General features: G+C 45.3%; 19 protein-coding genes. 11 read left to right on the top strand and 8 right to left on the bottom strand.

Annotation, left to right across the window (positions count from 1 at the left end; genetic code table 11):
- The first annotated feature begins 313 nt into the window (after positions 1-313).
- From ACS8E3_RS03115 to ACS8E3_RS03125, 3 genes are all read left to right on the top strand, one after another.
- Positions 314-2,107 (top strand): acyl-CoA dehydrogenase C-terminal domain-containing protein, encoded by a 1,794-nt coding sequence (locus ACS8E3_RS03115; protein WP_439241123.1) that lies wholly within the window; start codon positions 314-316, stop codon positions 2,105-2,107.
- A 403-nt stretch (positions 2,108-2,510) separates the two neighbouring features.
- Positions 2,511-4,295 carry an acyl-CoA dehydrogenase C-terminal domain-containing protein gene (locus tag ACS8E3_RS03120; RefSeq protein WP_439241125.1) on the top strand — a complete coding sequence of 595 codons (1,785 nt, stop codon included), beginning with the start codon at positions 2,511-2,513 and terminating at the stop codon, positions 4,293-4,295.
- Positions 4,296-4,620: 325 nt separating this feature from the next.
- On the top strand, positions 4,621-7,095 hold the full coding sequence (locus ACS8E3_RS03125) for a site-specific recombinase (protein ID WP_439241127.1): 2,475 nt from the start codon (positions 4,621-4,623) through the stop codon (positions 7,093-7,095).
- An 84-nt stretch (positions 7,096-7,179) separates the two neighbouring features.
- Here ACS8E3_RS03125 and ACS8E3_RS03130 read toward each other — a convergent pair whose 3' ends face one another.
- The 3 genes from ACS8E3_RS03130 to pdxA all read right to left on the bottom strand — a co-directional run bounded on the left by ACS8E3_RS03130 (position 7,180) and on the right by pdxA (position 10,235).
- On the bottom strand, positions 7,180-8,016 hold the full coding sequence (locus ACS8E3_RS03130; RefSeq protein ID WP_439241129.1) for a symmetrical bis(5'-nucleosyl)-tetraphosphatase: 837 nt from the start codon (positions 8,014-8,016) through the stop codon (positions 7,180-7,182).
- A gap of 87 nt (positions 8,017-8,103) precedes the next feature.
- Positions 8,104-8,973, bottom strand: a complete 870-nt coding sequence (gene rsmA, locus ACS8E3_RS03135; protein ID WP_439241131.1) for a 16S rRNA (adenine(1518)-N(6)/adenine(1519)-N(6))-dimethyltransferase RsmA — start codon at positions 8,971-8,973, stop codon at positions 8,104-8,106.
- A 161-nt stretch (positions 8,974-9,134) separates the two neighbouring features.
- A complete protein-coding gene (gene pdxA, locus ACS8E3_RS03140; protein ID WP_439241133.1) occupies positions 9,135-10,235 on the bottom strand; it encodes a 4-hydroxythreonine-4-phosphate dehydrogenase PdxA in 1,101 nt (366 codons plus the stop codon).
- Positions 10,236-10,545: 310 nt separating this feature from the next.
- On the opposite strand from pdxA, the gene dnaB reads away from it, so the two are divergent.
- The 3 genes from dnaB to argF all read left to right on the top strand — a co-directional run bounded on the left by dnaB (position 10,546) and on the right by argF (position 14,303).
- Positions 10,546-11,946 carry a replicative DNA helicase gene (gene dnaB / locus ACS8E3_RS03145; protein WP_439241135.1) on the top strand — a complete coding sequence of 467 codons (1,401 nt, stop codon included), beginning with the start codon at positions 10,546-10,548 and terminating at the stop codon, positions 11,944-11,946.
- A 96-nt stretch (positions 11,947-12,042) separates the two neighbouring features.
- On the top strand, positions 12,043-13,206 hold the full coding sequence (gene alr, locus ACS8E3_RS03150) for an alanine racemase (RefSeq protein ID WP_439241137.1): 1,164 nt from the start codon (positions 12,043-12,045) through the stop codon (positions 13,204-13,206).
- Between the two features lie 173 nt (positions 13,207-13,379).
- Complete coding sequence (gene argF / locus ACS8E3_RS03155) at positions 13,380-14,303, top strand: ornithine carbamoyltransferase (protein ID WP_439241139.1); 924 nt, start codon at positions 13,380-13,382, stop codon at positions 14,301-14,303.
- Positions 14,304-14,433: 130 nt separating this feature from the next.
- On the opposite strand, the gene rpiA is transcribed toward argF, so the two are convergent.
- The 5 genes from rpiA to ACS8E3_RS03180 all read right to left on the bottom strand — a co-directional run bounded on the left by rpiA (position 14,434) and on the right by ACS8E3_RS03180 (position 18,169).
- A complete protein-coding gene (rpiA, locus tag ACS8E3_RS03160; RefSeq protein ID WP_439241141.1) occupies positions 14,434-15,093 on the bottom strand; it encodes a ribose-5-phosphate isomerase RpiA in 660 nt (219 codons plus the stop codon).
- Positions 15,094-15,256: 163 nt separating this feature from the next.
- Positions 15,257-16,567, bottom strand: a complete 1,311-nt coding sequence (locus ACS8E3_RS03165; protein ID WP_439241143.1) for an arsenic transporter — start codon at positions 16,565-16,567, stop codon at positions 15,257-15,259.
- 43 nt (positions 16,568-16,610) lie between these two features.
- Positions 16,611-17,369, bottom strand: a complete 759-nt coding sequence (gene arsH / locus ACS8E3_RS03170; protein ID WP_439241145.1) for an arsenical resistance protein ArsH — start codon at positions 17,367-17,369, stop codon at positions 16,611-16,613.
- Positions 17,353-17,763, bottom strand: a complete 411-nt coding sequence (gene arsC, locus ACS8E3_RS03175) for an arsenate reductase (glutaredoxin) (protein ID WP_439241147.1) — start codon at positions 17,761-17,763, stop codon at positions 17,353-17,355. Before arsC ends, arsH begins: the two co-directional genes overlap by 17 nt.
- A 43-nt stretch (positions 17,764-17,806) precedes the next feature.
- Positions 17,807-18,169 (bottom strand): ArsR/SmtB family transcription factor, encoded by a 363-nt coding sequence (locus ACS8E3_RS03180; protein WP_439241149.1) that lies wholly within the window; start codon positions 18,167-18,169, stop codon positions 17,807-17,809.
- 211 nt (positions 18,170-18,380) lie between these two features.
- On the opposite strand from ACS8E3_RS03180, the gene ilvA reads away from it, so the two are divergent.
- The 5 genes from ilvA (at position 18,381) to ACS8E3_RS03205 (ending at position 23,325) form a co-directional block, all read left to right on the top strand.
- Entirely contained in the window at positions 18,381-19,934 is a 1,554-nt protein-coding gene (gene ilvA / locus ACS8E3_RS03185; RefSeq protein ID WP_439241151.1) for a threonine ammonia-lyase, biosynthetic, read from the top strand.
- Between the two features lie 87 nt (positions 19,935-20,021).
- A complete protein-coding gene (locus ACS8E3_RS03190; protein WP_439241153.1) occupies positions 20,022-20,462 on the top strand; it encodes an RNA-binding S4 domain-containing protein in 441 nt (146 codons plus the stop codon).
- A 269-nt stretch (positions 20,463-20,731) separates the two neighbouring features.
- A complete protein-coding gene (locus ACS8E3_RS03195; RefSeq protein ID WP_439241155.1) occupies positions 20,732-21,229 on the top strand; it encodes a low molecular weight protein-tyrosine-phosphatase in 498 nt (165 codons plus the stop codon).
- A 217-nt stretch (positions 21,230-21,446) separates the two neighbouring features.
- Positions 21,447-22,565: a UDP-N-acetylmuramate dehydrogenase gene (gene murB, locus ACS8E3_RS03200; protein ID WP_439241157.1), complete on the top strand. Its 1,119-nt coding sequence runs from the start codon at positions 21,447-21,449 to the stop codon at positions 22,563-22,565.
- On the top strand, positions 22,555-23,325 hold the full coding sequence (locus ACS8E3_RS03205; RefSeq protein WP_439241159.1) for a YdcF family protein: 771 nt from the start codon (positions 22,555-22,557) through the stop codon (positions 23,323-23,325). The genes murB and ACS8E3_RS03205 overlap by 11 nt, the downstream gene beginning before the upstream one ends.
- Positions 23,326-23,329 lie beyond the last annotated feature (4 nt).

The following is a 23,329-nucleotide window of genomic DNA, read 5'->3' on the forward strand; positions in this document are numbered from 1 at the left end:
AAAGCTGCAATACTTTAATAAAAAATAGACGCTAATGCTTATACTATAAAGGTTGCAAGGCAGGTTGATGACTTATCAGTATTAGCTCAAAACTTGTATAATTGTTTATGAAAGCCTATCTTTTAAAGGTAAGCGTTGAAGGCTGAGTGATGCTGTCACTGGCCTACTCTTCAGATCGCTATTGTTATCATTACAGTATCCCTCTTTGATGGTTATCATGGCAATTTTAGATAGCTAATATCAGCACTTTTAATCGATAATTAACGGCTATAGGTCGTTATTGGTGACATCCAAAAACAAAGGACAAAATAACATGCAATACAAAGCGCCCCTACGTGATATCCAATTCGTCATGCATGAGCTACTTGACAGTGAAAGTCACTATAAGCGTCTACCAAAGTTCCAAGAAGCAGATCGCGATTTGATGAACAGTTTGTTTGAGATGGCCGCAAGCTTTGCAGAAAACGAGCTATCGCCATTGAACCAAAGTGGTGATGCCGAAGGGTGCCATTTTGATAATGGAAAAGTAACCACTCCTAAAGGGTTTAAAGAAGCTTATAAGCAGTATTGTGAGCTTGGCTTCCCGGCTCTATCTGCTGAAGAAGAGTTTGGTGGACAGAACCTACCCTTCTCTTTATCTACTGTGATCAATGAGATGGTAGGTACAGCGAACTGGTCATTTTCTATGTATCCTGGCCTCTCACACGGTGCTATTCAAACCATCGAACACCACGGCACTGATGATCAAAAAGACACTTATCTAGAAAAAATGGTCACCGGCGAGTGGTCTGGTACGATGTGTCTGACCGAAGCGCATGCAGGCTCTGATCTAGGTATTATTCGTACTAAAGCGCAGCCTAACGACGATGGCACTTACAGTATCACTGGTCAAAAGATCTTCATCTCAGCCGGTGAGCATGACTTAACTGATAATATCATTCATATCGTGCTAGCCCGTCTGCCAGGCGCACCTGCTGGTACTAAAGGCATCTCATTATTTATTGTTCCAAAAATTAATGTCAATGCAGACAGCAGCTTAGCTGAGCCAAACCAAGTAACTTGTGGCTCTATTGAGCATAAGATGGGCATCAAAGCTTCTGCTACTTGTGTGATTAACTTTGACGGCGCAACTGGTTATTTGATTGGCCCTGAAAACCGCGGCTTGCAGTGCATGTTCACTTTTATGAACGTGGCACGTATTGGTACTGCCGTTCAAGGGGTAACTGCTGCTGAGTATGCGTTTCAAGGATCACTGCCTTATGCAAAAGATCGCTTAGCGATGCGTTCACTATCTGGAGCTAAAGCGCCAGATAAAGCTGCTGATCCTATTATCGTTCATCCTGCAGTTCGTAATATGCTATTGACCGAAAAAGCATTTGCAGAAGGCGGCCGCGCTTTAATTTATTATCTCTCACACTTCGCTGATACCGTAGCCAAAGGTGAAGGTGAAGATCGTGAGTTTGCCGATCAGATGTTGTCATTACTCACACCGATTGCCAAAGCTTTCTTAACTGAGACCGGCCTTGAAGCGGCTAACCACGGTATTCAGGTCTATGGCGGGCATGGTTTTGTTAGTGAATGGGGTATGGAACAAAATGTTCGTGATACGCGTATTTCTTGCTTATACGAAGGTACCACTGAGATTCAGTCTATTGATCTATTGGGCCGTAAAGTCTTGGGATCGCAAGGCAAACTACTTGCCAACTTTGTCACTATCATTCAAAAGTTCTGTGATGATAATAAAGACAATGACGACATGGCACAGTTCACAGCGCCACTCATCAAGCATGTCAAACAATGGGGCGAACTGACTACTGAAATAGGTAAGCAAGCGGCTGAAAACCCAGAAGCAGTTGGTGCAGCAGCAGTCGATTACTTATATTTCAGTGGTTATGTGACTGTCGCTTATCTATGGGCACGTATGGCATTAGTCGCTCAAACTGAGCTTGCCAACGGCAATAGTGAACAAGCCTTCTATGATGCGAAAGTCAAAACAGCGCAGTTCTATTTTGCTAAATTGCTTCCTCGCACCACTACTCATGCACAGCGTATCGGTACAGGTGTTGCCCCATATATGAGTATGGATGTTGACCAATTTGCTTTTTAGGCGACTGCTATAACGAACGGTGAGTCTGCTTTATTTTAGCTGGTTTTATCAGAGGCAATATACTTAGGTATATTGCCTTTTTGATTTTATGCCTATTTTTATTGATAAGCTTTAGCTGTCTATTAATTCTGCTTTATGTGCCTTACTATTTTTTAAGTCAGCTTTAAGGATGACAAGGTCATTATAAAACTTTTGGTGCACCCAGTATTCACGAACAAACACACATGGTAATGCGCTAATTTGCTAAACTTTAATAAATGCAATGCTCTTAGTATTTTTGATAATCGATATGCTAGCCTAGCTTGTCACAGTTAACGACGCTAGATTTTAAGCTGGGCTCTAAGCCAGTTTCGCTACTGATACTTGCCGGCTTTTCTACTACATTTGAATGAAAGGATTTTTTATGGCTGTTTACAATGCCCCTCTTAATGACATGCGCTTTATCTTAAACGATGTCTTTCGTGCCCATGAATTTTGGCAAAGTACTGATAAGCTTGCTCATGTTGACATGGATACTGTCGATATGATCTTAGAAGAGATGGCAAAGTTATCAAAAAATGTTTTATTACCGATCAACCGCAGCGGTGATGAAGAAGGCGCAACTTTTGAAGGCGATGGCGTAGTAACGACCCCTACTGGCTTTAAAGAAGCCTATAAGCAGTATGCTGAATCTGGTTGGGTAGGATTAAGCGGTGATCCTGAGTACGGTGGTCAAGGCTTTCCTAAAATGGTAACGATGCTGACTGAAGAGATGATCTTTACCACTAACCAATCTTTTGCCCTCTACCCTAACCTAACTGTTGGCGCGACGCTGTGTATGAACGCGGCGGCAAGTGAAGAGCAAAAAGAAACTTATCTTGAGAAGATGTACAATGGCGAATGGTCAGGTACTATGTGCCTCACGGAACCCCATGCTGGTACAGACTTAGGCATTATCAAAACCAAAGCGGTGCCTAATGAAGACGGTAGCTATAAAATCTCTGGTACTAAAATCTTCATCACCGGCGGTGAGCATGATTTAACTGACAATATCATTCACTTGGTATTGGCCAAAACGCCAAACGCACCAGAAGGCTCAAAAGGTATTTCTTTATTTATCGTCCCTAAATTCTTAGTTAATGAAGATGGTAGCTTAGGCGAGCGCAACACTTTAGCTGTCGGCTCTATCGAGCATAAAATGGGCATCAAAGCCTCAGCCACTTGTGTGATGAATTTCGACGATGCCAAAGGCTGGATGGTCGGCGCCGAAAACACTGGCTTATCGTCAATGTTTGTCATGATGAACTACGAGCGTGTAACTATGGGCTTGCAAGGCTTAGGTGGCTCTGAGCTGGCTTATCAAAACGCCGTTATCTATGCCAATGATCGTGGTCAAGGTCGTAGCGATACTCAATTGCAAAGCCCTGAAAAACCTGCCGATGCGATTATCCATCACGCTGATGTGCGCCGCATGTTACTCAATGCCAAAGCTAACTCGGAAGCATCACGCTGCTTTGCGATGTATGTCGCACAAAATCTCGACAAAGAAAAGTTCAGTGATGATCCTGAAGTTGCCAAAGCAGCAGCAGCTCGTGTGGCTTTATTGACGCCAGTTGCCAAAGGCTTCTTAACCGACAAAGCGCTTGAAGCCACGGTTGATTGTCAGCAAGTATTCGGCGGTCACGGCTATGTCCGCGAATGGGGTATGGAGCAAATCGTTCGTGATACGCGTATTGCTCAGATTTATGAAGGCACTAACGGTATCCAAGCCCTCGATTTATTAGGCCGAAAAGTGGCGCGTAATAATGGCAAATACATCAATAACTTTTTAAACGAGATTCGTGAGTTTGTGAACACCATGCAAGCGGATCATAAAGTTAAGCAAGCGACACTAACAGCGGCTGATAAAATCGAGAGCTTAACGACAACGGTACTTGCTAACATCAGTGAGCGCAAAAACGAGATCAATGGCTGCGCGGTAGACTTCATGCACGCTTTTGGTTATCTCTGCTACTCTTATATGTTTGCGATGATGGTCGAAGCCGCTGACGGTAAGGAAGGTGAGTTTTATACCAATAAAGCGAAGCTTGCGGATTATTTCGTTGGTCGTATTTTGCCGCGCATCGATGCTCATGTACAGATGGTCGAAACGGGTAGCGATCCGATGATGGACTTTGATCTTGCTTATTTTGACACCGCAACTAGCTAATACGGTTACTCGTTATTACAGCGCTAATAAGATTGCATTGGTCTATGAGACATTGGATTTTGTCTTATTATCTGTATTGGCAAGGCTCATTGTATTCACAAGTTAAATAGTAGTCATTTAATAAGAAAGGACAGTTTTGAGCTGTCCTTTTTTTGTCTGTATTACTTTTTTATTCCTATAAATAACTGCTAACAAAATAATTAACCTTAAACTCTGGGTTGCGATTAAAATATCTTGTGAGTTTACGTAGATCAGCAACTGACTTAATGCTTGCTAATTTTTATTCCTCAACGGCCTACTCTATAAAAACAACTAAGGGTACCATGTGTCTGAAATAAAACGTATTTTACAGCAAATTACTGCCTTAAGTGATGTGCCAGAACCTTCCGTGCTCAAACGCTTAATCGATGAGCTGCGAGTGACTGATAAAGAGCCTGCGCTTGCCAACCAGAAGATACAGGCACTTATCGATATTTTGCAAAAACATCCAGAATACGGAGATGGGCTTGCCAGCTTCGTGATAAAGCTGATCATTGAGTATCGTCAAATTGCCTTGTATACCGATACTGGTATCATGTCAGATCAGGGGTTTTTTAGTAGTTTACGACGCCTGATAGGACATAGATTTTTGCCTTTGCTTCCGCAAGAGGACTCTGTCGTCGAGCTGGTCGGCTATCTGTTTGATAAAAACACTGATGAGCGCTGGCTGGCTCATATCGATAAAGATAAATGGGTTGAGCTGGTTGCCCTTCTGCAGATTAAAGAGGAGCATTTATACTTAGTTGCTACCGCCAAAAATAGTATATTAAACGCTATTATTATCCTCTCCTACCGCGTCAGCGGCATAGGGCTGCATCCTGAGCTGATGGAATCTTATCCGCAAATATTGAATTATTCCGCCTCTTTTGTGGCCCAAAATCAAGAAGCAGTGCTGTTTGTCAATCAGTACCGTCAAGCGCATGAGCTCGATACCTTAACTGACATCACCCCTGAGCAAGCGGTAGATGCTGCACCGTTATTGGTTATGCTAGAGCAATGTGAAGATGTAGTTGCAACCGTTCGAAAGCGCATCTATAAGACGGGTATCTCTATTCGCTTAACCAACATGATGATGCGCCTTGAGCAAAGCCTGCAGCGTATTCGTATCTTGACAGAGCTGGTTTCAGATGTAGACCATAAGCGTGATGGCGCTATTATCGAGCTGATTCAGTCTGTGATCAGTACCGCCAGTCGTCGTTATAGTATCGGCTATCTGATCGATAATAATACTAAGCTACTCTCCAAAAAAGTCACCGAAAATGCCAGCCGCGTTGGTGAGCACTATATTAGCACTGACAAAGCCGGCTACAAAAAGATGTTCAAAAAGGCTTCTATCGGTGGTTTCTTTATCGCGTTTATGGCGACCTTAAAGATATCCGCTTATCACTTAGCCCTAGCCCCTATGGGTCGCGCTTTTATTAATAGCATGATCTATGGCTTAGGTTTTGTCTTTATCCACGTCGTCCATGGTACGGTGGCGACCAAACAACCGGCGATGACGGCAGCAGCTATCGCATCTACTATCTCTGATGGCTCCGGCAAAAAATCCCATCAGTTAACTAAGCTGTCTGAGTTAGTCGTCGATATCTTGCGCACCCAGTTTATCGCTATCATGGGTAACATTATGCTTGCTATGCCAGTTGCTCTGCTTATCTCTTTTGCTTGGTGGCAATATAGTGGCGTACCGATGATCGATCCAGATAAGGCGGCCAGCTTACTGCATGATCTCGACCCCTTTCGCTCTCTTGCGCTACCGCATGCTGCCATTGCTGGGGTGTATTTATTCTTATCAGGTCTGATCGCAGGCTACTATGATAACTTGGCCGTTTATAACCATATAGGCGCGCGTATTCAGCGCCATAGGCTGCTAAAGCTCATTTTACCAAAATCTTGGCTTATGCGTTTAGGTGGTTTTGTGGAAGCTAACCTTGGCGCGATTATGGGCAACTTTTTATTCGGCGTATTCTTAGGCAGTACCGCTACGATTGGCTATATCTTTGGTCTACCCATTGATATTCGCCACATCGCCTTTGCCTCAGCCAACCTTGCCCATGGGTTATTTAATTTACCCGCTGCTGATATGAGCTGGGGCCTAATTGCGATCTCGACTTTGGGTGTTGCCCTAATCGGTATTGTCAACTTGATGGTGAGTTTTTCATTAGCGCTTTTTGTTGCTTTACGCTCCAAGGAAGTACGCTTCTTTGAATGGAGTCGTCTCACACGGCTTGTCTTCGGTCATGTGATAAGCCATCCTTCTGACTTCTTTTGGCCCCGTTCCATGCCGATGAGTTATGCCCGTATCGATAGACAGGGGCATATGATATTTGAGGACAGCTCGGCGCAAAAAGGTAAGCAAGCCCTACCAAGCAACTATGTGATAAGACGGCTGTCTGATGTCAAAATATCACCAGAGGTGGTGCAATCGGTCGCGCAAGAAAATACCGATATTCATTACAACAACCCCTCCTCTACTACGCAGGCAGGCGCTACAAACGCTTCAATGCAAAACAATACAAAAAATACAGCGCAAAACACTGCTGTCAATAAACTTAAGAAAGTTATCGATTTGGATGATGGGCTAAGAGATGAAGAGCTAAATAGTGTGCCTTATGCTGATGATATTCAATATGAGCAAATGAATAAGACTTTAGAGTCTGAAACTTTGAATTCCAAAGCAGCAACTGACTCTGAGGATAAAACGGCTAATAATGCTAAATCGCCATTACCAAAACCTAAAAAACCGCCTAAATTACCTAATTAGTAAAGATAATTTGGACGGCTTGGCTATAGCCTGGAGACGGCAAGTGGAACTTAGAGTTTTCTTTTACCCTTTATATAACCTTTGTTAGGGCTTAGGACAATAAGCGCTTGAGGTGATTACCTTGCCATCGCTCAATCGATAAGCTAATAGATAATTGCCCCAAACGCAGCCGCCATCCAGAGCTTTGGCATGCGGCAGATCCACATCGCCCTTTAGCGCGGCCCAGTGTCCAAAGAGCACCTTGCGGGTGCGGGGTACTTGCCACTCAAACCAAGGTAAAAAATCTGTTGGCATAGCTTCCTCTAATTTACCCGTAAAGCTAAACTCTAAGCTGCCATCTTGTTGGCATAAACGCATCCGCGTAAAGTAATTGCTAATAGCGCGCAGTCTGGTGTAGCCACTGATATCGTCGTGCCAAATGTCAGCTTTTTTGCTGTATAAATGCGGTAGCAGCTTATCGAGTTTCTTTTTACTGCCTTGCAGCTGCGCTTCTAATTCGCTAGCGTAGCCTGCAGCTTCATCAATCGCCCAGTGCGGGGGAATACCCGCGTGCACTAGCACAGTTTGCTCATCAGGATAGGCTAAGATAGGCTGATGACGCAGCCACTCTAGTAGCTCATCTTTGTCCTCTGCGACAAAGATGGGCGCGGTTTTATCTTTTTTCTTTAGCTTAGCGGCCCCGCGCCATACTGCGATCAAATTGATATCATGATTACCTAGTACGGTTACGGCAGCGCCTTGCTCACACAGCGCTTTGACCTCACGCAGCGTATTGAGCGAGTCTTCACCGCGTGCGACTAAGTCGCCTGCAAACCATAACTTGTCTTGTTTTGGATCAAAATCTAAAGTCTTTAGTAGCTGCTTAAAGGCGGCATAGCAACCTTGTAGGTCGCCTATGACATACTGATGACGAAAACTCATAAAACCTCAAGAGTCGATTATTATTTTTGAAACTGAGAGCTTAAATTCTCAAAAGCTAAAAAACGCTGATGTCCTACTTTGCTCGCATTACTCTGTTCGCATTAAATCACCGGAGAGATTACTAAGAGTGACAAAGTCGCTAACACTCAAAGTCTCAGGCCGCGCTTGCGGATCAATCTCACAAACCGCAAAGTCATCTGCGCTTAAAGTTGGTAGTAAAGCGGACTGTTTAAAAATAGCGCGTAGGGTTTTACGGCGATGGTTGAAGGTTTCACGAACGACGATAGCGAAGTGTTCTTCATCTTCAGCAACTATAGGTTTGATGATATGCGGCGTCAAACGAAAAACCGCGCTCGTCACTTTCGGCGGTGGATTAAAAGCCCCACGCGGTACCGTCAGCAGATAGTCGGTCTCGCAGTGATACTGCATAATCACTGATAAACGCCCATAAGTCTTGCTGCCGACATCCGCAGTAATTCGCTCAACCACTTCCTTTTGTAGCATAAAATGCATGTCTTTGATTACATCAGCAAACTCAAGCAAATGAAACAAAATCGGCGTCGAGATATTATAAGGCAAATTTCCCACGACTCGCAGCTTGCCTTTGTCTGCACTATAAAGCTCACGGTAGTCTACTTGCATGGCATTGGCTTTGATAATGGTGAAGTTAGGATGACTATTGGCCCCAATACGAATACGTAAGCTATCGGCCAAATCGCGATCTAGCTCTACCACTGTCATAGCATTCACTTCCGCTAGCAATGGCTCAGTCAAAGCGCCCATCCCTGGACCAATTTCAATCAAATTATCATCCTGTTCCAGACGTATACTATCGACAATCTGACGAATAATGCTGCTGTCATGCAAGAAGTTCTGACCGAAGCGTTTACGCGGTTGATGTTTGGCAGTGCGCAAACTGGCCGAGAGGGTTTGAGCGTCGAACAAAGGTTTTGACATAAAGGTTCTTTATATAGAATTTAGAATTAATAAGGGTAAATTTTTTGTGCAACGAAGCTTTATTAGCTGCAGCATTTAACATGACCAGAATTATAACATAGCTCATAATTAAGCTGTATTGACGTCCTAGCGTTTATAGCGTAACAACGGTAACCCTTTAGCTATAACGCTTTATTTGCCATATCATTAGCCATTGACAGCGCTTGGTAAAGACTGCTGTCATTAGCACCAATTTGCCCTGCCAAGTCAAGCGCGGTGCCATGATCGACTGAAGTGCGGATATAAGGCAGCCCTAAAGTTAGATTCACCGTATCGCCAAAACCATGCGACTTGAGCACTGGTAAGCCTTGATCATGGTACATAGCGATGACCGCATCACAGTTATTTAGATGCCTAGTGGTAAATAAAGTATCGGCTGGCATCGCCTCAGAGATATCGACTCCCGCATCAATAAACTCCTGCAATACTGGATTGATAATATTGATCTCCTCAAGTCCCAAATGACCACCCTCGCCAGCATGCGGGTTGAGACCACAAACCAAGATACGCGGCTTATCCATACCGAACTTTGTACGCATATCATCGAGGACGATTTGTACCGTTTGCCGTACATTATCCGGGGTAATAGCAGTGGGCACGTCTTTAAGCGCTAAATGAGTAGTAACAAGCGCCACTTTCATCGCTTGATTGGCTAGCATCATCACTACTTTATCGCAGCCACTTTGCTGCATAAAGAACTCAGTATGACCGCTGAACATGGTGCCATCAGGTAATTTGATATCAGCATCTATTAGCGCCGACTTTTGCAGCGGACCGGTGACGATAGCCGCTATTTTTTTACTGGTAGCCAGCTGGTGAGCTAAGGTGAGCTGCTGCGCGACCATCGCTGAGTTATTAGTATCGATTCGCCCTGCCACTACCGGAGCATGACAAGGTATATTGATTAAGGTAAAGCCGCTATCATTCGGCTTAGTCTGAGCATCAGCTGACGTTATAGCACTTTTATTGTCAACTTTATCGTTATCGTCTTTTATTACTTGCCAATCGATCACCTGCCATTTAGGGCAGTTTTTTAGCGTACCCGCTTTGATCAATTCCTCAGCTCGCGCGGTCATCGCCTTGTTATCAGCAGTGACCCAAATAGGCCGATCGAAATCCTGCAGCTTACCGGCATCAGCAAGCATCAGTACGATATCCATACCTATACCAGCAGGCTCTCCTGTGGTAATCAGTAAAGGTCGCTTCGGCAATAAGTCTTGCATATCAAATCTTCCTTTTGTATTAAATAATTGATTTTAGTTAATTTTTTATTATATTTCTTCTACTTTAGTTTAAAACTTAAAAAACAATATGACGATGATTAACGACTGACCAAGATAGAGATAATTAACGTTCACCGCTAAAAAAAGGGCATAATGTGTTAAACTTCGCTGTTAATTGTAGCATCAATAAGCTAAATTTTATTTTTCGTTTTAGTAGACTCAGCAATCCTCACTTATAAATAATTGACTTAAAACCTATAGTAGTTATTGCATCATTTTGTATTGTTTTTCATTTTAATATTAGGCGCTCATGGCAGATACCGACAAAACCGACGACTTACTCAATCAGCAGCCCCCACACAATATTGATATCGAAAAGGCCTTACTGGCCTCTTTGATGAGTATTGAAGAGGCGTACGACAAGATTGCCGATATCGTTACCCAGGACGATTTTTATGCTGGGCGTCATCAGCATATTTTCGCTGCTATCGCCCACTTGGCAGCAGTGAATGAGCCTTATGATACGGTGATGGTACACGATTGGTTAGAGGCGCAAAAGCTCCTAAAAAGTGCTGGCGGTGATAGCTATCTAGCTGACATTTTGAGTCAAAGCCCAGCGACTTTATTTAACCTGACCGCTTATGCCCAGCGCGTCCGCGAGCTGTCGACTTTACGTCAATTGATTGCCGCTAGTAATGATATGCTCAGCCTCGCCTACAATCCAAAAGATCAATCGGTCAGCGATATCTTAGATAGCGTTGAGGCGACTATTTTTAGTATTAATGAGCAACATAATAAACGCGCCGAACAGCGTGGCCCTGTCGGCATTACCTCCGTACTGACCAATGTCATCGACAAAATTCAAGAACTCAAATCCAACCCTGATGGCATGATAGGCCTGCAAACGCCTTTTACTGAGCTCAATAATAAGACCCAAGGCTTGCAAGCAGGTGATCTAGTCATTGTCGCGGCGCGCCCTTCTATGGGTAAAACTACTTTTGCGATGAACTTGGCTGAAGGGATTTTATTCAACGAAGATTTGCCAGTGGTGGTCTTCTCGATGGAGATGCCCGCTGAATCTATCGTCATGCGTCTGCTGTCCTCTTGGGGCGCGATCAACCAGACGCATTTGCGCTCTGGACAGATGAATGAAGATGAGTGGGCGAAGATGATGAATGCTATTCAGCATCTACAATCCAAGCATCTGTACATCGATGACAGTACTGCGCTGCCACCTTCAGAGCTGCGCTCACGCTGTCGCCGTATTGCCAAAAACCATGATGGTAAAATTGGCGCGGTTATCGTTGATTACTTACAGCTGATGAAAGTCCCTAGCCTCGATGGCAACCGCGTTGGCGAGATCTCTGAGATCTCACGTAGTCTAAAGGCGCTCGCACGCGAGCTTGAATGTCCAGTTATTGCGCTCTCACAGCTGAACCGCAGCCTTGAGAACCGCCCTAATAAGCGTCCAATTATGTCTGATCTTCGTGAGTCCGGTGCTATTGAGCAGGATGCGGATTTGATTATGTTTATCTATCGTGATGAGGTTTATAATGAAAACTCAGACCATAAAGGCGTCGGCGAAGTCATCATTGGTAAGCAGCGAAACGGCCCTATCGGTACAATACGCCTAGCTTTTGAAGGACAATTTACCCGCTTTACTAACCTGACACCTGAATACTATCAAGGCGTCACTTTCGATGATGAGTAATGCTTGCCATCTACCCAATCAGGGGCTTTGAACTCGCTTAAAAAACTCCTTATACCCTAAATATTTCCCAAAAATTTTGCCAGAAAGAAACCTATTATGCGTACCGCCACCGTCACTATTGATCCTCAAGCCCTCACTCATAACCTGATGCAGGCTAAACGCCTAGCGCCTAAGTCAAAAGTACTAGCAATGGTCAAGGCCAATGCTTATGGTCACGGCGTCGCTATGGTATTACCGGCCTTGCAGCAAGCGGATGGTATTGGGGTCGCAAGCTTTACCGAGGCATTTGAGGCGCGTCAGTTGGGCTGGGACAAAAGCATTGGTCTAGTCGAAGGGGTATTCAGCGCTGATGAGTGGCGGCAAGCCATCGACTCTGGTTGTAGCTGCGTGATTCATCATCAGCCGCAGCTTGATTGGGCGCTTGCTAATGTACCTAGCCCTGATAGCGCAACTCGCAACGTTTGGCTCAAATATAACACCGGTATGAACCGCTTAGGTTTTGATGATCAGCAGACGATTACAGCGGCAAAACAGCTACATCAAGCCGGTTATCAGCTTATTTTAACCACGCATTTTGCCAATGCTGATGACCGCGAGCATCCTTTGAATGACCTGCAAATTCAACGCTTTGATAAGATGCTAGCGCTATTAAAAAATACAGTTAGTGAAGACATCCAAGGCTCGCTTTGTAACTCAGCAGGACTCGTTAATTTTCCAGATCATCATTATGATTGGGTGCGTCCAGGTATTATGCTTTATGGTAGCTCGCCAGTCATTGATAAGTCAGCATTTGAGTTAGAGTTGCAACCGGCGATGGAATTTAGCGCCCGAATTATGGCGCTATCTACCGTAAATACAGGTGAGGCTATCGGTTATGGCAGTCGCTGGATTGCAGATAAACCCACTAGAACGGCACTTGTCAGCATAGGTTATGGTGATGGCTATCCTCGCGTGGTAAATAACGAAACGCACGTTTGTGTACTTGTTAAAGATAAGTCAGTTGGCTCTGAACAAGGCTATCAGAGCTATCAAGACTATAAAAGCTATCTCTGCCCGGTGCGCGGACGCGTGGCGATGGATATGATAGTCATTGATGTCAGTAGCGTCCCTAACGATATTGCTTTAGATAGCAAAGTGATTCTTTGGGGCAGTAGCCCTCATGTTGATGAAGTCGCTGCCCAAGCAGGAACTATCGGCTATGAGCTTCTCTGCCGCTTGAGCGCACGACCTGAGCGTATCCAAGCGCTCCAACCTTTCTAGTTTTTGAGCCTCATCTTATTATGCTCAATCCGCAAAAATTGGGCATTTACATTAAAAGTAATTACGCTATACTAAAAGTTTGTTATCACCGCGGTCAGTGTCCTGAGGCACGACTACCAACAACGGCTGATAGCCCATTATTTAATTGACCGTGATCGACTGCTAGGACTGCTATGAGCTTGCGCCATTTTCTAACTTTATCTGATTTAAGCAAACAAGAACTAGAAACCCTGATTAAACGAGCCAGCGAGCTACGTAAAATGCAACACGCGGGCGAGATTTATCAACCCTTTGTTGGCCGAACGCTTGGCATGATATTTGAGAAGTCCTCTACCCGTACGCGCATCTCGTTTGAGACCGGTATGGGTCAGTTTGGCGGCAGTGCGATTTTTTTATCGCCGAATGATACGCAATTAGGTCGCGGCGAACCTTTAGAAGATTCAGCCCGCGTCATATCGAGTATGGTCGATATCATAATGATTCGCACCTTTGGTCACGAAAAGGTCGAAACTTTTGCTAAATACTCTAGCGTGCCTATTATTAACGCTTTGACTGACGACTTTCATCCTTGTCAGCTACTCGCTGATATGCAAACCTTTTATGAGCATCGCGGCAGTATTGAAAACAAGACCGTCACTTGGGTTGGCGATGGCAACAATATGTGCGCCTCCTACATGCAAGCGGCCAATCAATTTGGCTTTGAGCTACGCGTGGCCGCGCCATATGGCTTTGAACCTGATCCTAAGCTTATGGAGCGCTTCTCGCATTGCGTCAGCTTAGTCGAGGATGTACAAGATGCAGCAAAAGACTCGCACCTTATCGTCACCGACGTGTGGGCCAGTATGGGGCAAGAGTCTGAGCAAAACACGCGCGCCCGTCGTTTTGCACCCTATCAAGTCACGCCTTCTTTATTAGATAAAGCTGATCCAGAAGTAGTGTTTATGCACTGCTTGCCGGCCCATCGCGGCGAAGAGATATCACACGACATGCTCGATGATCCGCGCTCAGTGGTCTGGGACGAAGCGGAAAACCGCTTACATGCGCAAAAAGCACTGATGGAGTTTTTGCTCAAAGATAAGATTAAATTATCGGTTTAACTGATCGATAACCGATTCGTTTGAGAGCAAATGTTTTTTAAAACAGATAGCAAAAAGGCAGATTACTTATAGTAATCTGCCTTTTTTTAGTTCCAAGCTTCAAACGTTTAACGATAAACAATGACGCCTATTAACGCGTTATCGTTTCAACACCACTACTACTGGCTTTTAATAAAACATCAGCTTGATTCGCCGCAAAGATGCCATTACACACGACCCCAACGATATTATTGAGCTCTTTTTCAAGTGCAATAGGGTTGCTGACATCTAAGTCATAAGTGTCGAGAATGACATTGCCATAATCAGTGACAAAGTCCTCACGGTAGACTGGCTCACCGCCCATTTGCGCTAGCTGACGAGCGACATATGAGCGCGCTTGCGGCAAGACTTCAATCGGTACAGGAAACGACCGGCCTAGTATCTCGACCGTCTTGCTGGCATCCACCATACAGACGAACTTATTAGACGCTGCAGCGACGATTTTTTCACGCGTCAGTGCTCCGCCGCCGCCTTTGATAAGTTGCAGATGCGCATTAACTTCATCAGCACCATCGATATAGACATCAAGCTGGCCTGCAAAGTTTAGATCGATAATCTCGATACCCAAAGTGCGCAATTTGTCTTCTGTTACTTGTGAGCTTGCAACCGCGCCAGCAAGCTTGACCGTCGGCAGCAGCTCAATCAGGCAGTTCACCGTACTGCCCGTCCCTACGCCAAGTATCATGTCATCTTCGATATAACTTAGAGCAGCGTTGGCTGCGGCTTGCTTTTGTGCTTGCTGATCACTCATCATAAATCCTTGGCAGAACAAACGTACCGTCTTGAAAAAATTAAAGGCTAAAAAAGGTAAAATGCGCGGCTATTATAACCGATGACCTTGATATATGTCAGCGTAAAACCAATTCTAATAATGAGGTATTCCACCCGGAATTGATAACTAATATAAATGCCTTTTAAAACCCAGAGACATGAGGTAACCAAAACACCAAAGCCAACAGCGTGGCTAGTAATACTGGCGGCGTAATGAGCAGGCCGATTTTCATATATTGCCCCCAGCTGATTTTATAGTCCTTCTCTGCTAAGACATGTAGCCATAATAAGGTCGCAAGGCTACCAATGGGCGTAAACTTCGGTCCCAAATCATTGCCAATCACATTGGCATAAATCATCAGCTCGCGAGTGGCAGCCGGTACTTGCGCGCTATCAATAGCCAATGCACCTACCAAGGTAGATGGCATATTATTCATGATAGAAGCTACAATCGCTGAAAGAAATCCCGTGCCTACTGTGGCGATGATATTGCCTTGCTGCCCTAGCCAATTGAGTATTTGGGCACCATAAGCCGTTAGCCCTGCATTACCCAAGCCATACACCACCAAATACATACCCACAGAAAACAAGACAATTTGCCAAGGCGCGTTACGTACAACATCAGGCACCGAAACAACCGCATCTCGCCCGCCTTGCCACCAGCGGCCTGCGATTGCCATTAATACCAATGCCGCTGCTCCAGTAACGAGGGAAATAGGCACACCTAATGACTCGGTGGCAAAATAAGCAACCAATAATAAGGCAAGTAGCGGAAAAGCGGCTTTAAACACCAACGGATCTTCGATAGCAGACTCTGGTGCGCTCAGATTGGCAATAGAATAGTGTGTTGGGATTTGGCGGGCATAGACCACCCACAGCACTGCTAATGTCGCGATGACAGAGACAATATTGACCGGCACCATGACCGCCGCATAACGTCCAAAGCCAATATCAAAATAATTAGCGCTGACGATATTGACCAGATTAGAAGTCACTAACGGCAGGCTGGCGGTATCAGCAATAAAGCCCGTGGCGATGATAAAAGCCAACGCCGATGGCGGTGAAAACTTAAGCCGTAGCAAGATAGCGATGACAATCGGTGTCAGAAGTAATGCAGCGCCATCATTGGCAAAAAACGCCGAGATAAACGCGCCCAATATCACAATCATGGGAAACAACAACCGTCCCTGCCCATTGCCAAGTCTGGCCACATGTAGCGCCGCCCAACCAAAAAACCCCGCTATATCCAAGATAAGCGAGATGATAATTAGCGCTACAAAAGTAAAGGTCGCATTCCAAACGATGTCCCATACAATACCGACATCGGATAACTGCACCACGCCAAAAGCTAAGGCGATTAAAGCCCCACCCAGCGCGCTCCAACCAATACCCAAGCCTTTAGGCTGCCATATCACCAAAACCAAAGTCACGATAAAGATAGTTAATGCGAGCATGGAGCAACCTTATTTACAGCGTGTTGATTATAACTAGGAGATATTACAGCGACTTTTGATTGACACGTTGCGACACTGCTTCGGCACTTTCTACCCGTTCAGAGTATCTATCAGTCAGATAAGCTGAGCGTCCACGAGTCAGCCATGTAAACTTTACCAGCTCTTCACAGACATCGACAAGGCGCAGATATAAAGGCGACATATCCATGCGATTGTCATCATTGAATTCTAAAAAGGCCTTAGGGATAGACGATTGATTGGGGATAGTAATCATACGCATCCAGCGCCCCAGAATGCGCAGCTGATTGACGGTATTAAAGCTTTGACTGCCACCGCTCACTTGCATCACCGCTAAGGTTTTACCCTGAGTTGGTCGTACGCCGCCCAGTGCGAGTGGTATCCAATCGATTTGTGCTTTCATAATGCTAGTCATACTACCGTGACGCTCTGGACTCACCCACAGCATGCCTTCTGACCACTGCGCCAACTCGCGCAGCTCTTGTACCTTTGGATGATCGATATCAGCATCATCTGGCAGCGGTAGACCCGATGGATTAAACATCCGCACCTCGCAGCCATACCACCGCAGCAGCCGACTTGCTTCCTCAGCCGCCAGCCTGGAAAACGAGCGCTCACGTAATGACCCGTATAGCACTAGTATCTTAGGCGGATGACGTGGGTCAGTTGGCGCAACCAGCGACTCAATATCGATCGGTTGTAATTGACTGGCATCAATATTGGGCAGGTCGTCTAGCTTTAACGAACCCTCTGCGTGAGGCTGATTTTTATTCGCTTTTGTCATGATAAATCGTCTCGCCGTCCTCTTTTGTAAAGCTGCTCACTGGATTTTCTAACAATTCAAACACCCGCTCTGATGGTCGGCATAATGCTGCACCCTTATCCGTGACCACGATAGGACGGTTGATTAAGATAGGATGGGCCATCATCGCATCGATAATTTGATCATCAGATAACTCAGGATTATCTAAGCCCAGCTCATCATTGATGGTTTCTTTGCTACGTAGTAACTCTCTTGGCGAGATATTCATCTTTGCCAATAGCTCGACCAACTCATCACGGCTCGGCGGATTTTTTAGATACTCCACCACTTCTGGCTGTTCACCTGATGCCTTTATAATGGCAAGCGTATTGCGAGAGGTACCGCAGTTTGGATTATGAAAAATTAATGGTTTCATAGCGATTTCACCTATTTTTTGAATCTAGTTATTAGGGCGTGCTTTACAGACTGTCTTGTTTATTAGATTTGGCAGTCTCACAGCCGCTTAAACTATCCAGCAGCGAGGCACACAGCTCTGGATGTCCCGCACAGCAGTCTTGCAACAAAAACTGCACGACCGCCTCCATATGCGACAACGACGCGCGATAGATAATTTGCCGACTTTGGCGTTTTGACACCACCCACCCTGCTCGTGCCAGCACGGCTAAATGCGCGGACATGGTGTTATGCGGCACACATAGCTGACGGGCTATTTCACCTGCAGGTAGGCCGTCAGGCTCTTGACTGACCAGTAGTTTAAAGGCCTTGAGACGCGTGTCTTGAGACAGTGCCGCAAAGCTTGCGATAGCGTTATTTATTTCCATATGTCCAATAATACAGACATATAAAAATAATTCAATAGGTTTAAATTCACGACCCTATAAGAAGGCTGTTTTTTACTTAAAAATCATCAAGGCAGTAAAACTGCTATAAAAACTGCAATTGTGTCTTGCAAGATAGGCAAAATCAGCATAGGCTAATCTATTTAAATTTTTTGCCTCCATTTGCTTTTTTAACTCTCTTTTAGGAATTATTATGCTATCACATTGGGTACGCGCCATCTTGCAAGCCACCGTCTATGACGTTGCTATTCAAACGCCACTAGAAGCTGCTCCCAAGCTGACCCAACGTTTTGCTAATGACATTCGCTTTAAACGCGAAGACCTGCAGCCGGTTAAATCCTTTAAATTGCGCGGCGCTTACAATCGTATCAGTCAGCTGTCTGATGAGCAAAAAGCACGCGGCGTCATTTGTGCCTCAGCAGGCAACCATGCGCAAGGCGTGGCTTATTCTGCACGCAAGCTCATGCTTAATAACATCATCGTCATGCCAACGACCACACCCGACATCAAAGTTGCGGCCGTACGCGCCTTAGGCGGCAATGTCGATCTGCATGGCGACAGTTTCGATGAAGCCAACCGCTACGCGATTAACCGCGCTGAGACCGAAGGCTTGACCTTTATCCCCCCATATGACGATGAGCTGGTCATTGCCGGTCAAGGCACCATCGGGCTTGAGCTCACGCAGCAGTGGCGCAACATGGATTATGTGTTTGTAGCGGTTGGCGGCGGCGGCTTAGTCTCAGGGGTGGCCGCATTTTTAGGCGAAGTCGCGCCGCACGTCAAAGTCATCGCCGTAGAAGCTGAGCAATCAGCATCACTCAAAGCTGCTTTAGAAGCGAATGAGCGCGTTAAGCTTGAGCAAGTCGGTCTGTTTGTCGATGGGGTGGCGGTGGCGCAAATCGGTGAGCTGCCTTTTGATGTGGTGCGTACGCAAAAAAGCGATGGCTCCGGGCCTATCGTCGAGCCAGAAGTGGTGACTTGTACTAACGATGAAGTCTGCGCAGCGGTTAAAGATGTGTTTGAAGAAAACCGTAGTATCGTTGAACCCGCCGGCGCCTTATCAGTAGCTGGTATGAAAAAATACATCAAAGCGCATGATTTGCAAGGCAAAAACTGCGTCGGCATCATCTGCGGTGCCAACATGAACTTTGACCGCTTGCGTTACATCGCTGAGCGTACCGAAATCGGCGAGAAAAAAGAAGCGATCTTTGGCGTGACGATTCCTGAGCAAACGGGCGCTTTTTTAAACTTCTGCCGCAGCTTGCACGGACGTAACATTACCGAGTTTAACTACCGCGCCGATAGTCAAAAATCACCAGACTCGATGGAGCCTGCCTCAATCTTCGTCGGTATTGCTCTAAAAGAAGGCGAAAAAGAGCGACACACCATCAGCAAACAACTGGCAGACGATGGTTATACTGCCCATGACCTCACCGACGACGACATCGCCAAATCGCACATCCGCCATCTCATTGGTGGCCATGCTCATGTCGAAAACGAGCAGCTATTAAAAGTGGTATTTCCCGAGCGTCCTGGCGCGCTGCTAAGCTTTTTGGAAAAGCTTGGCGATGATTTTAATATCACCTTGTTCCATTATCGCAATCATGGCGCGGCTGAAGGTCGCGTACTAGTAGGCTTGCAGGCTTCGACAAGTAACTCGCGTCAACTACAAGATGCGTTATTAGATATCGGCTATGACTGTACTATGCTTAACGATAATGTCGCTTATCAGCTGTTTTTGAAATAGCGGTTTTTAAAAGAGGCCTAGCACTCTTTTAATTTATAAAAAAATCACCATTTATGATCATAGTTTATTGATATCTATGAGGTTTTGATGAGTAAACACAATAAAAACCATAATCAACCAGGTCATAGCCAGCCAGGTACAGCGCGCATGCGGATCGATAAATGGCTGTGGGCGGCACGGTTTTATCGTACACGCACGCTCGCCAAAGAAGCGATTGAGAGCGGACGTGTGCATTATGCTGGCAGCCGCGTAAAGACCAGTAAAGAGATTGCCGTTGGCGACGAGTTGCAGATTCGGCAAGGATCCGCGACAGCAATGACCGAAAAAACTGTGATCGTTGAGGCCTTAAGTGCCCAGCGTGGTAACGCCTCTGCTGCGCAAGTGCTCTATTCAGAGACGGATGAAAGTACCGAGCGCCGCGCCTATTATGCTGAGCAGCGTAAACTGGCCAATCTAGCACGTCCTGATAATAAGCCTAATAAGAAGCAGCGCCGAGAGTTACAACGTTTTAAAGATAAACAAGACTAAAGTTGGTGTTAATAAAGCCAGTATTCACTTAGCTCTAACGCTACACCCCTTATTATCACTAGCTTTTATCTCATTCCGCTCCTTGCCTTTGTCACCATTTATCGTTACGCTAGTGGCTATTTTATGACAGTGTGACGGATCGTTACTCCTTCAAAGAATATTAAATAATTCATCTTATATTTAAAATAGACGCCAGCTGTTCTTCTTTAGATAGCTTGTGTGCTATAGAATCAACACATAGTAAATATGCTGATAAAAAAGGTTACTTTATGCCGATTAAAGCCTCTGCACCCTCATCTGTACTCTTGGTTTGTTTGGGTAATATTTGTCGCTCACCTACCGCTGAAGAGATTTTTCGTCAACAGGCCGCTATAGCCGGTCTAACGATGAAAATAGATTCAGCAGGAACAGGCGATTGGCATATAGGTCATGCTCCTGATGCGCGTGCTCAGCGTCATGCCAAACTCAATGGCTATAATATTGGCAAATTAGTCGCTCGCCAAGTGACTGCTGATGACTTTCGTGAGTTTGATTTAATCTTGGCTATGGACACCAAAAATTTAGATGACTTGCAGGCCATAAAGGATGGGATAGATGAGCCTGTAGAGACCTTAGCTAAATTGGCTTTATTTAGTGAAGAAGATCCTACTTATGGCGGTGATGATGTGCCTGATCCTTATCAAGGGGAAAGCGAAGCGTTCGAGGACGTTATTGAACGTATTGAATCTAGTACGCAAGCTTGGATTGAGAGCTGGAAGACCAATTAAGGTGCTTAGAAGTTGACTAAATTTTACTGTTAGTTTTTGCAGTCATAATTAAAATCCAGTAAAACTATTTTTAACTGAATTGTTCTTTGCTGAACTATTTTAGCTCCTTTGATGAGACTTATCCTCTATAATACTCTGCCCTCAGTTGCTTGGTTTGCTGATAAGTTTTTTCAACTTTACTCTTAGATAATTCCACTTTATTCGCATAGGACTATTTATGGCTTCAGCTTTACCCCATAGCCCAAACGTTAGTGCAGATGACTTATGCGATTTATATGATTTGTCACATGCTAATACTATGGCACTAGCTTGCATGGCGGACAAAGCAGTTGTTATCACTGAAGAAACTCAGCTAGATGCGTTTATGATTCATTATCATCAGCAATCTAATACGCTACCTTTATTTGTCTTGTCAGGTGGTAGTAACGTTTTGCTCCCCTCACAGCTCCATGCTATCGTGCTGCGTCCCTTTATGCGCGGTATTAAGGTAAGCAAACAAACAGCAGAATATATTGACATTGAAGTGATGGCTGGTGAAAACTGGCATGAGTTAGTGACTTACACGGTCGCTCAAGGCTGGTATGGTTTAGAAAATTTAGCGCTGATTCCAGGTTTGACTGGCGCCGCTCCCGTCCAAAATATCGGTGCTTATGGAGTACAATTAGAAGACTGCTTGCTATCGGTGCGAGCTTACCATCTACCCAGCCAAACTTGGCATGACTTATCGATTAATGACTGTCAATTTGGCTACCGTGATAGCCTATTTAAACGTGCGCCTAATACTTGGCTCATTAGCCGGGTTGGCTTACGTTTGCACACCGATGCGGCGCGAATATCCGTCAATTATGGTGATGTCAAAGCAGTCGCGCAAAGCTTTGCTGAGCAGCAAAACCGAGCTAAGCCTGAGCCTAGCGATGTGATGCAGGCCATTATCCATATTCGTCAACAAAAAATACCCGATCCTAAGCAGCTGCCTAATTGTGGCAGTTTCTTTCAAAATCCTATCATTGATAATGATCAATTCGCCAATTTGCAAAGCCGCTATCCTAATATAGTCGGCTACCCGATGCCAGAGCAACAGGTCAAAGTAGCTGCAGGTTGGCTGATTGAGCATGCTGGGCTAAAGGGCGGCGGCATTGCGCCTATTCTCACTCATCAGCAGCAAGCATTAGTCTTGACCAATCAGCAGCCCTACCAAGCGCGGCAAATAGATGTCGAAAAATCCCAAGATTTCATTAGCAGCCAAGTCTATGATAAGTTCAAGGTGGCTTTAACTCGTGAACCTATTTGGGTCAATGCTAACGCTAGTATTGGACAGAGTGCATATGCCGACTAAGCGACCATTATCAAAACGTTTATGGCGTTATTATCTACGTTCCGCTGAGCGTATGGTCAAAGTATTTCGTATTATTAATATCACCTTTTTGGTGGGTTCAACTGCTGTTGTTTTAGTGCTTATTAGCTTATTTACCCCCCTGTTTTCGCAAGCTGTTGTCTATGTGCTTACGCGCCTGCCTCTCCCTGCTATGACCTCATCGGCTATGAGTTCGCCACCAACCGCTTACGTGGTACTAGGCGGTGGGTTAACTAATGATAATAATAATCAGATTGTCCTTAATGGCTATAGTCTCAATCGGGCGCAAACTGCGGCTACAGCTTATCATGATCTGCCCTTACCTATTGTCCTTAGCGGCGCTGAGGCTCCTTGGCTTGGGCAGTGGCTGCTTGAGCACGGCATTGACGGTTTGATTAGTGAAAACGCCAGTATGAATACTTGCGAAAATGCGCGTTTTACCGCTAAACGCGTGCCTTTGCATCACGTTTATTTAATTACTGATCGTTATCACATGCCGCGTGCGCGCAGGCAGTTTGCTCTAAATGGTATCAATAGCACCGCTCTCAACGCTCCGTTGCCGGTTAGACGTGACTGGATGGAGCCGGCGCAAAACTTGACCCATTCGCGGCGCGCAGTCTATGAGATTGCAGCCTACTTACGCGATATCATTCGCCCGCAAAATAATTGCCGTGAAGCTAAAGAGATGAGCAATGAGGAGCTATTGACTCCTAGAGGCGAGGCAGTAAAGACTTTTAACTAGTCAT

The organism is Psychrobacter sp. 2Y5, from assembly GCF_051847375.1.
Classification (GTDB): Bacteria; Pseudomonadota; Gammaproteobacteria; order Pseudomonadales; family Moraxellaceae; genus Psychrobacter.

What these genes read in the sequence shown, in the direction of transcription:
- argF (WP_439241139.1), top strand. Translation starts at nt 13,380, where the DNA reads ATGAGCTTGCGCCATTTTCTAACTTTATCTGATTTAAGCAAACAAGAA.
- arsC (WP_439241147.1), bottom strand. Translation starts at nt 17,763, where the DNA reads ATGAAACCATTAATTTTTCATAATCCAAACTGCGGTACCTCTCGCAAT.
- ACS8E3_RS03130 (WP_439241129.1), bottom strand. Translation starts at nt 8,016, where the DNA reads ATGAGTTTTCGTCATCAGTATGTCATAGGCGACCTACAAGGTTGCTAT.
- pdxA (WP_439241133.1), bottom strand. Translation starts at nt 10,235, where the DNA reads ATGCAAGACTTATTGCCGAAGCGACCTTTACTGATTACCACAGGAGAG.
- ACS8E3_RS03180 (WP_439241149.1), bottom strand. Translation starts at nt 18,169, where the DNA reads ATGGAAATAAATAACGCTATCGCAAGCTTTGCGGCACTGTCTCAAGAC.
- ACS8E3_RS03165 (WP_439241143.1), bottom strand. Translation starts at nt 16,567, where the DNA reads ATGCTCGCATTAACTATCTTTATCGTGACTTTGGTTTTGGTGATATGG.
- rpiA (WP_439241141.1), bottom strand. Translation starts at nt 15,093, where the DNA reads ATGAGTGATCAGCAAGCACAAAAGCAAGCCGCAGCCAACGCTGCTCTA.
- dnaB (WP_439241135.1), top strand. Translation starts at nt 10,546, where the DNA reads ATGGCAGATACCGACAAAACCGACGACTTACTCAATCAGCAGCCCCCA.
- arsH (WP_439241145.1), bottom strand. Translation starts at nt 17,369, where the DNA reads ATGACAAAAGCGAATAAAAATCAGCCTCACGCAGAGGGTTCGTTAAAG.
- ACS8E3_RS03195 (WP_439241155.1), top strand. Translation starts at nt 20,732, where the DNA reads ATGCCGATTAAAGCCTCTGCACCCTCATCTGTACTCTTGGTTTGTTTG.
- rsmA (WP_439241131.1), bottom strand. Translation starts at nt 8,973, where the DNA reads ATGTCAAAACCTTTGTTCGACGCTCAAACCCTCTCGGCCAGTTTGCGC.
- ACS8E3_RS03115 (WP_439241123.1), top strand. Translation starts at nt 314, where the DNA reads ATGCAATACAAAGCGCCCCTACGTGATATCCAATTCGTCATGCATGAG.
- ACS8E3_RS03205 (WP_439241159.1), top strand. Translation starts at nt 22,555, where the DNA reads ATGCCGACTAAGCGACCATTATCAAAACGTTTATGGCGTTATTATCTA.
- ACS8E3_RS03190 (WP_439241153.1), top strand. Translation starts at nt 20,022, where the DNA reads ATGAGTAAACACAATAAAAACCATAATCAACCAGGTCATAGCCAGCCA.
- murB (WP_439241157.1), top strand. Translation starts at nt 21,447, where the DNA reads ATGGCTTCAGCTTTACCCCATAGCCCAAACGTTAGTGCAGATGACTTA.
- ACS8E3_RS03120 (WP_439241125.1), top strand. Translation starts at nt 2,511, where the DNA reads ATGGCTGTTTACAATGCCCCTCTTAATGACATGCGCTTTATCTTAAAC.
- ilvA (WP_439241151.1), top strand. Translation starts at nt 18,381, where the DNA reads ATGCTATCACATTGGGTACGCGCCATCTTGCAAGCCACCGTCTATGAC.
- alr (WP_439241137.1), top strand. Translation starts at nt 12,043, where the DNA reads ATGCGTACCGCCACCGTCACTATTGATCCTCAAGCCCTCACTCATAAC.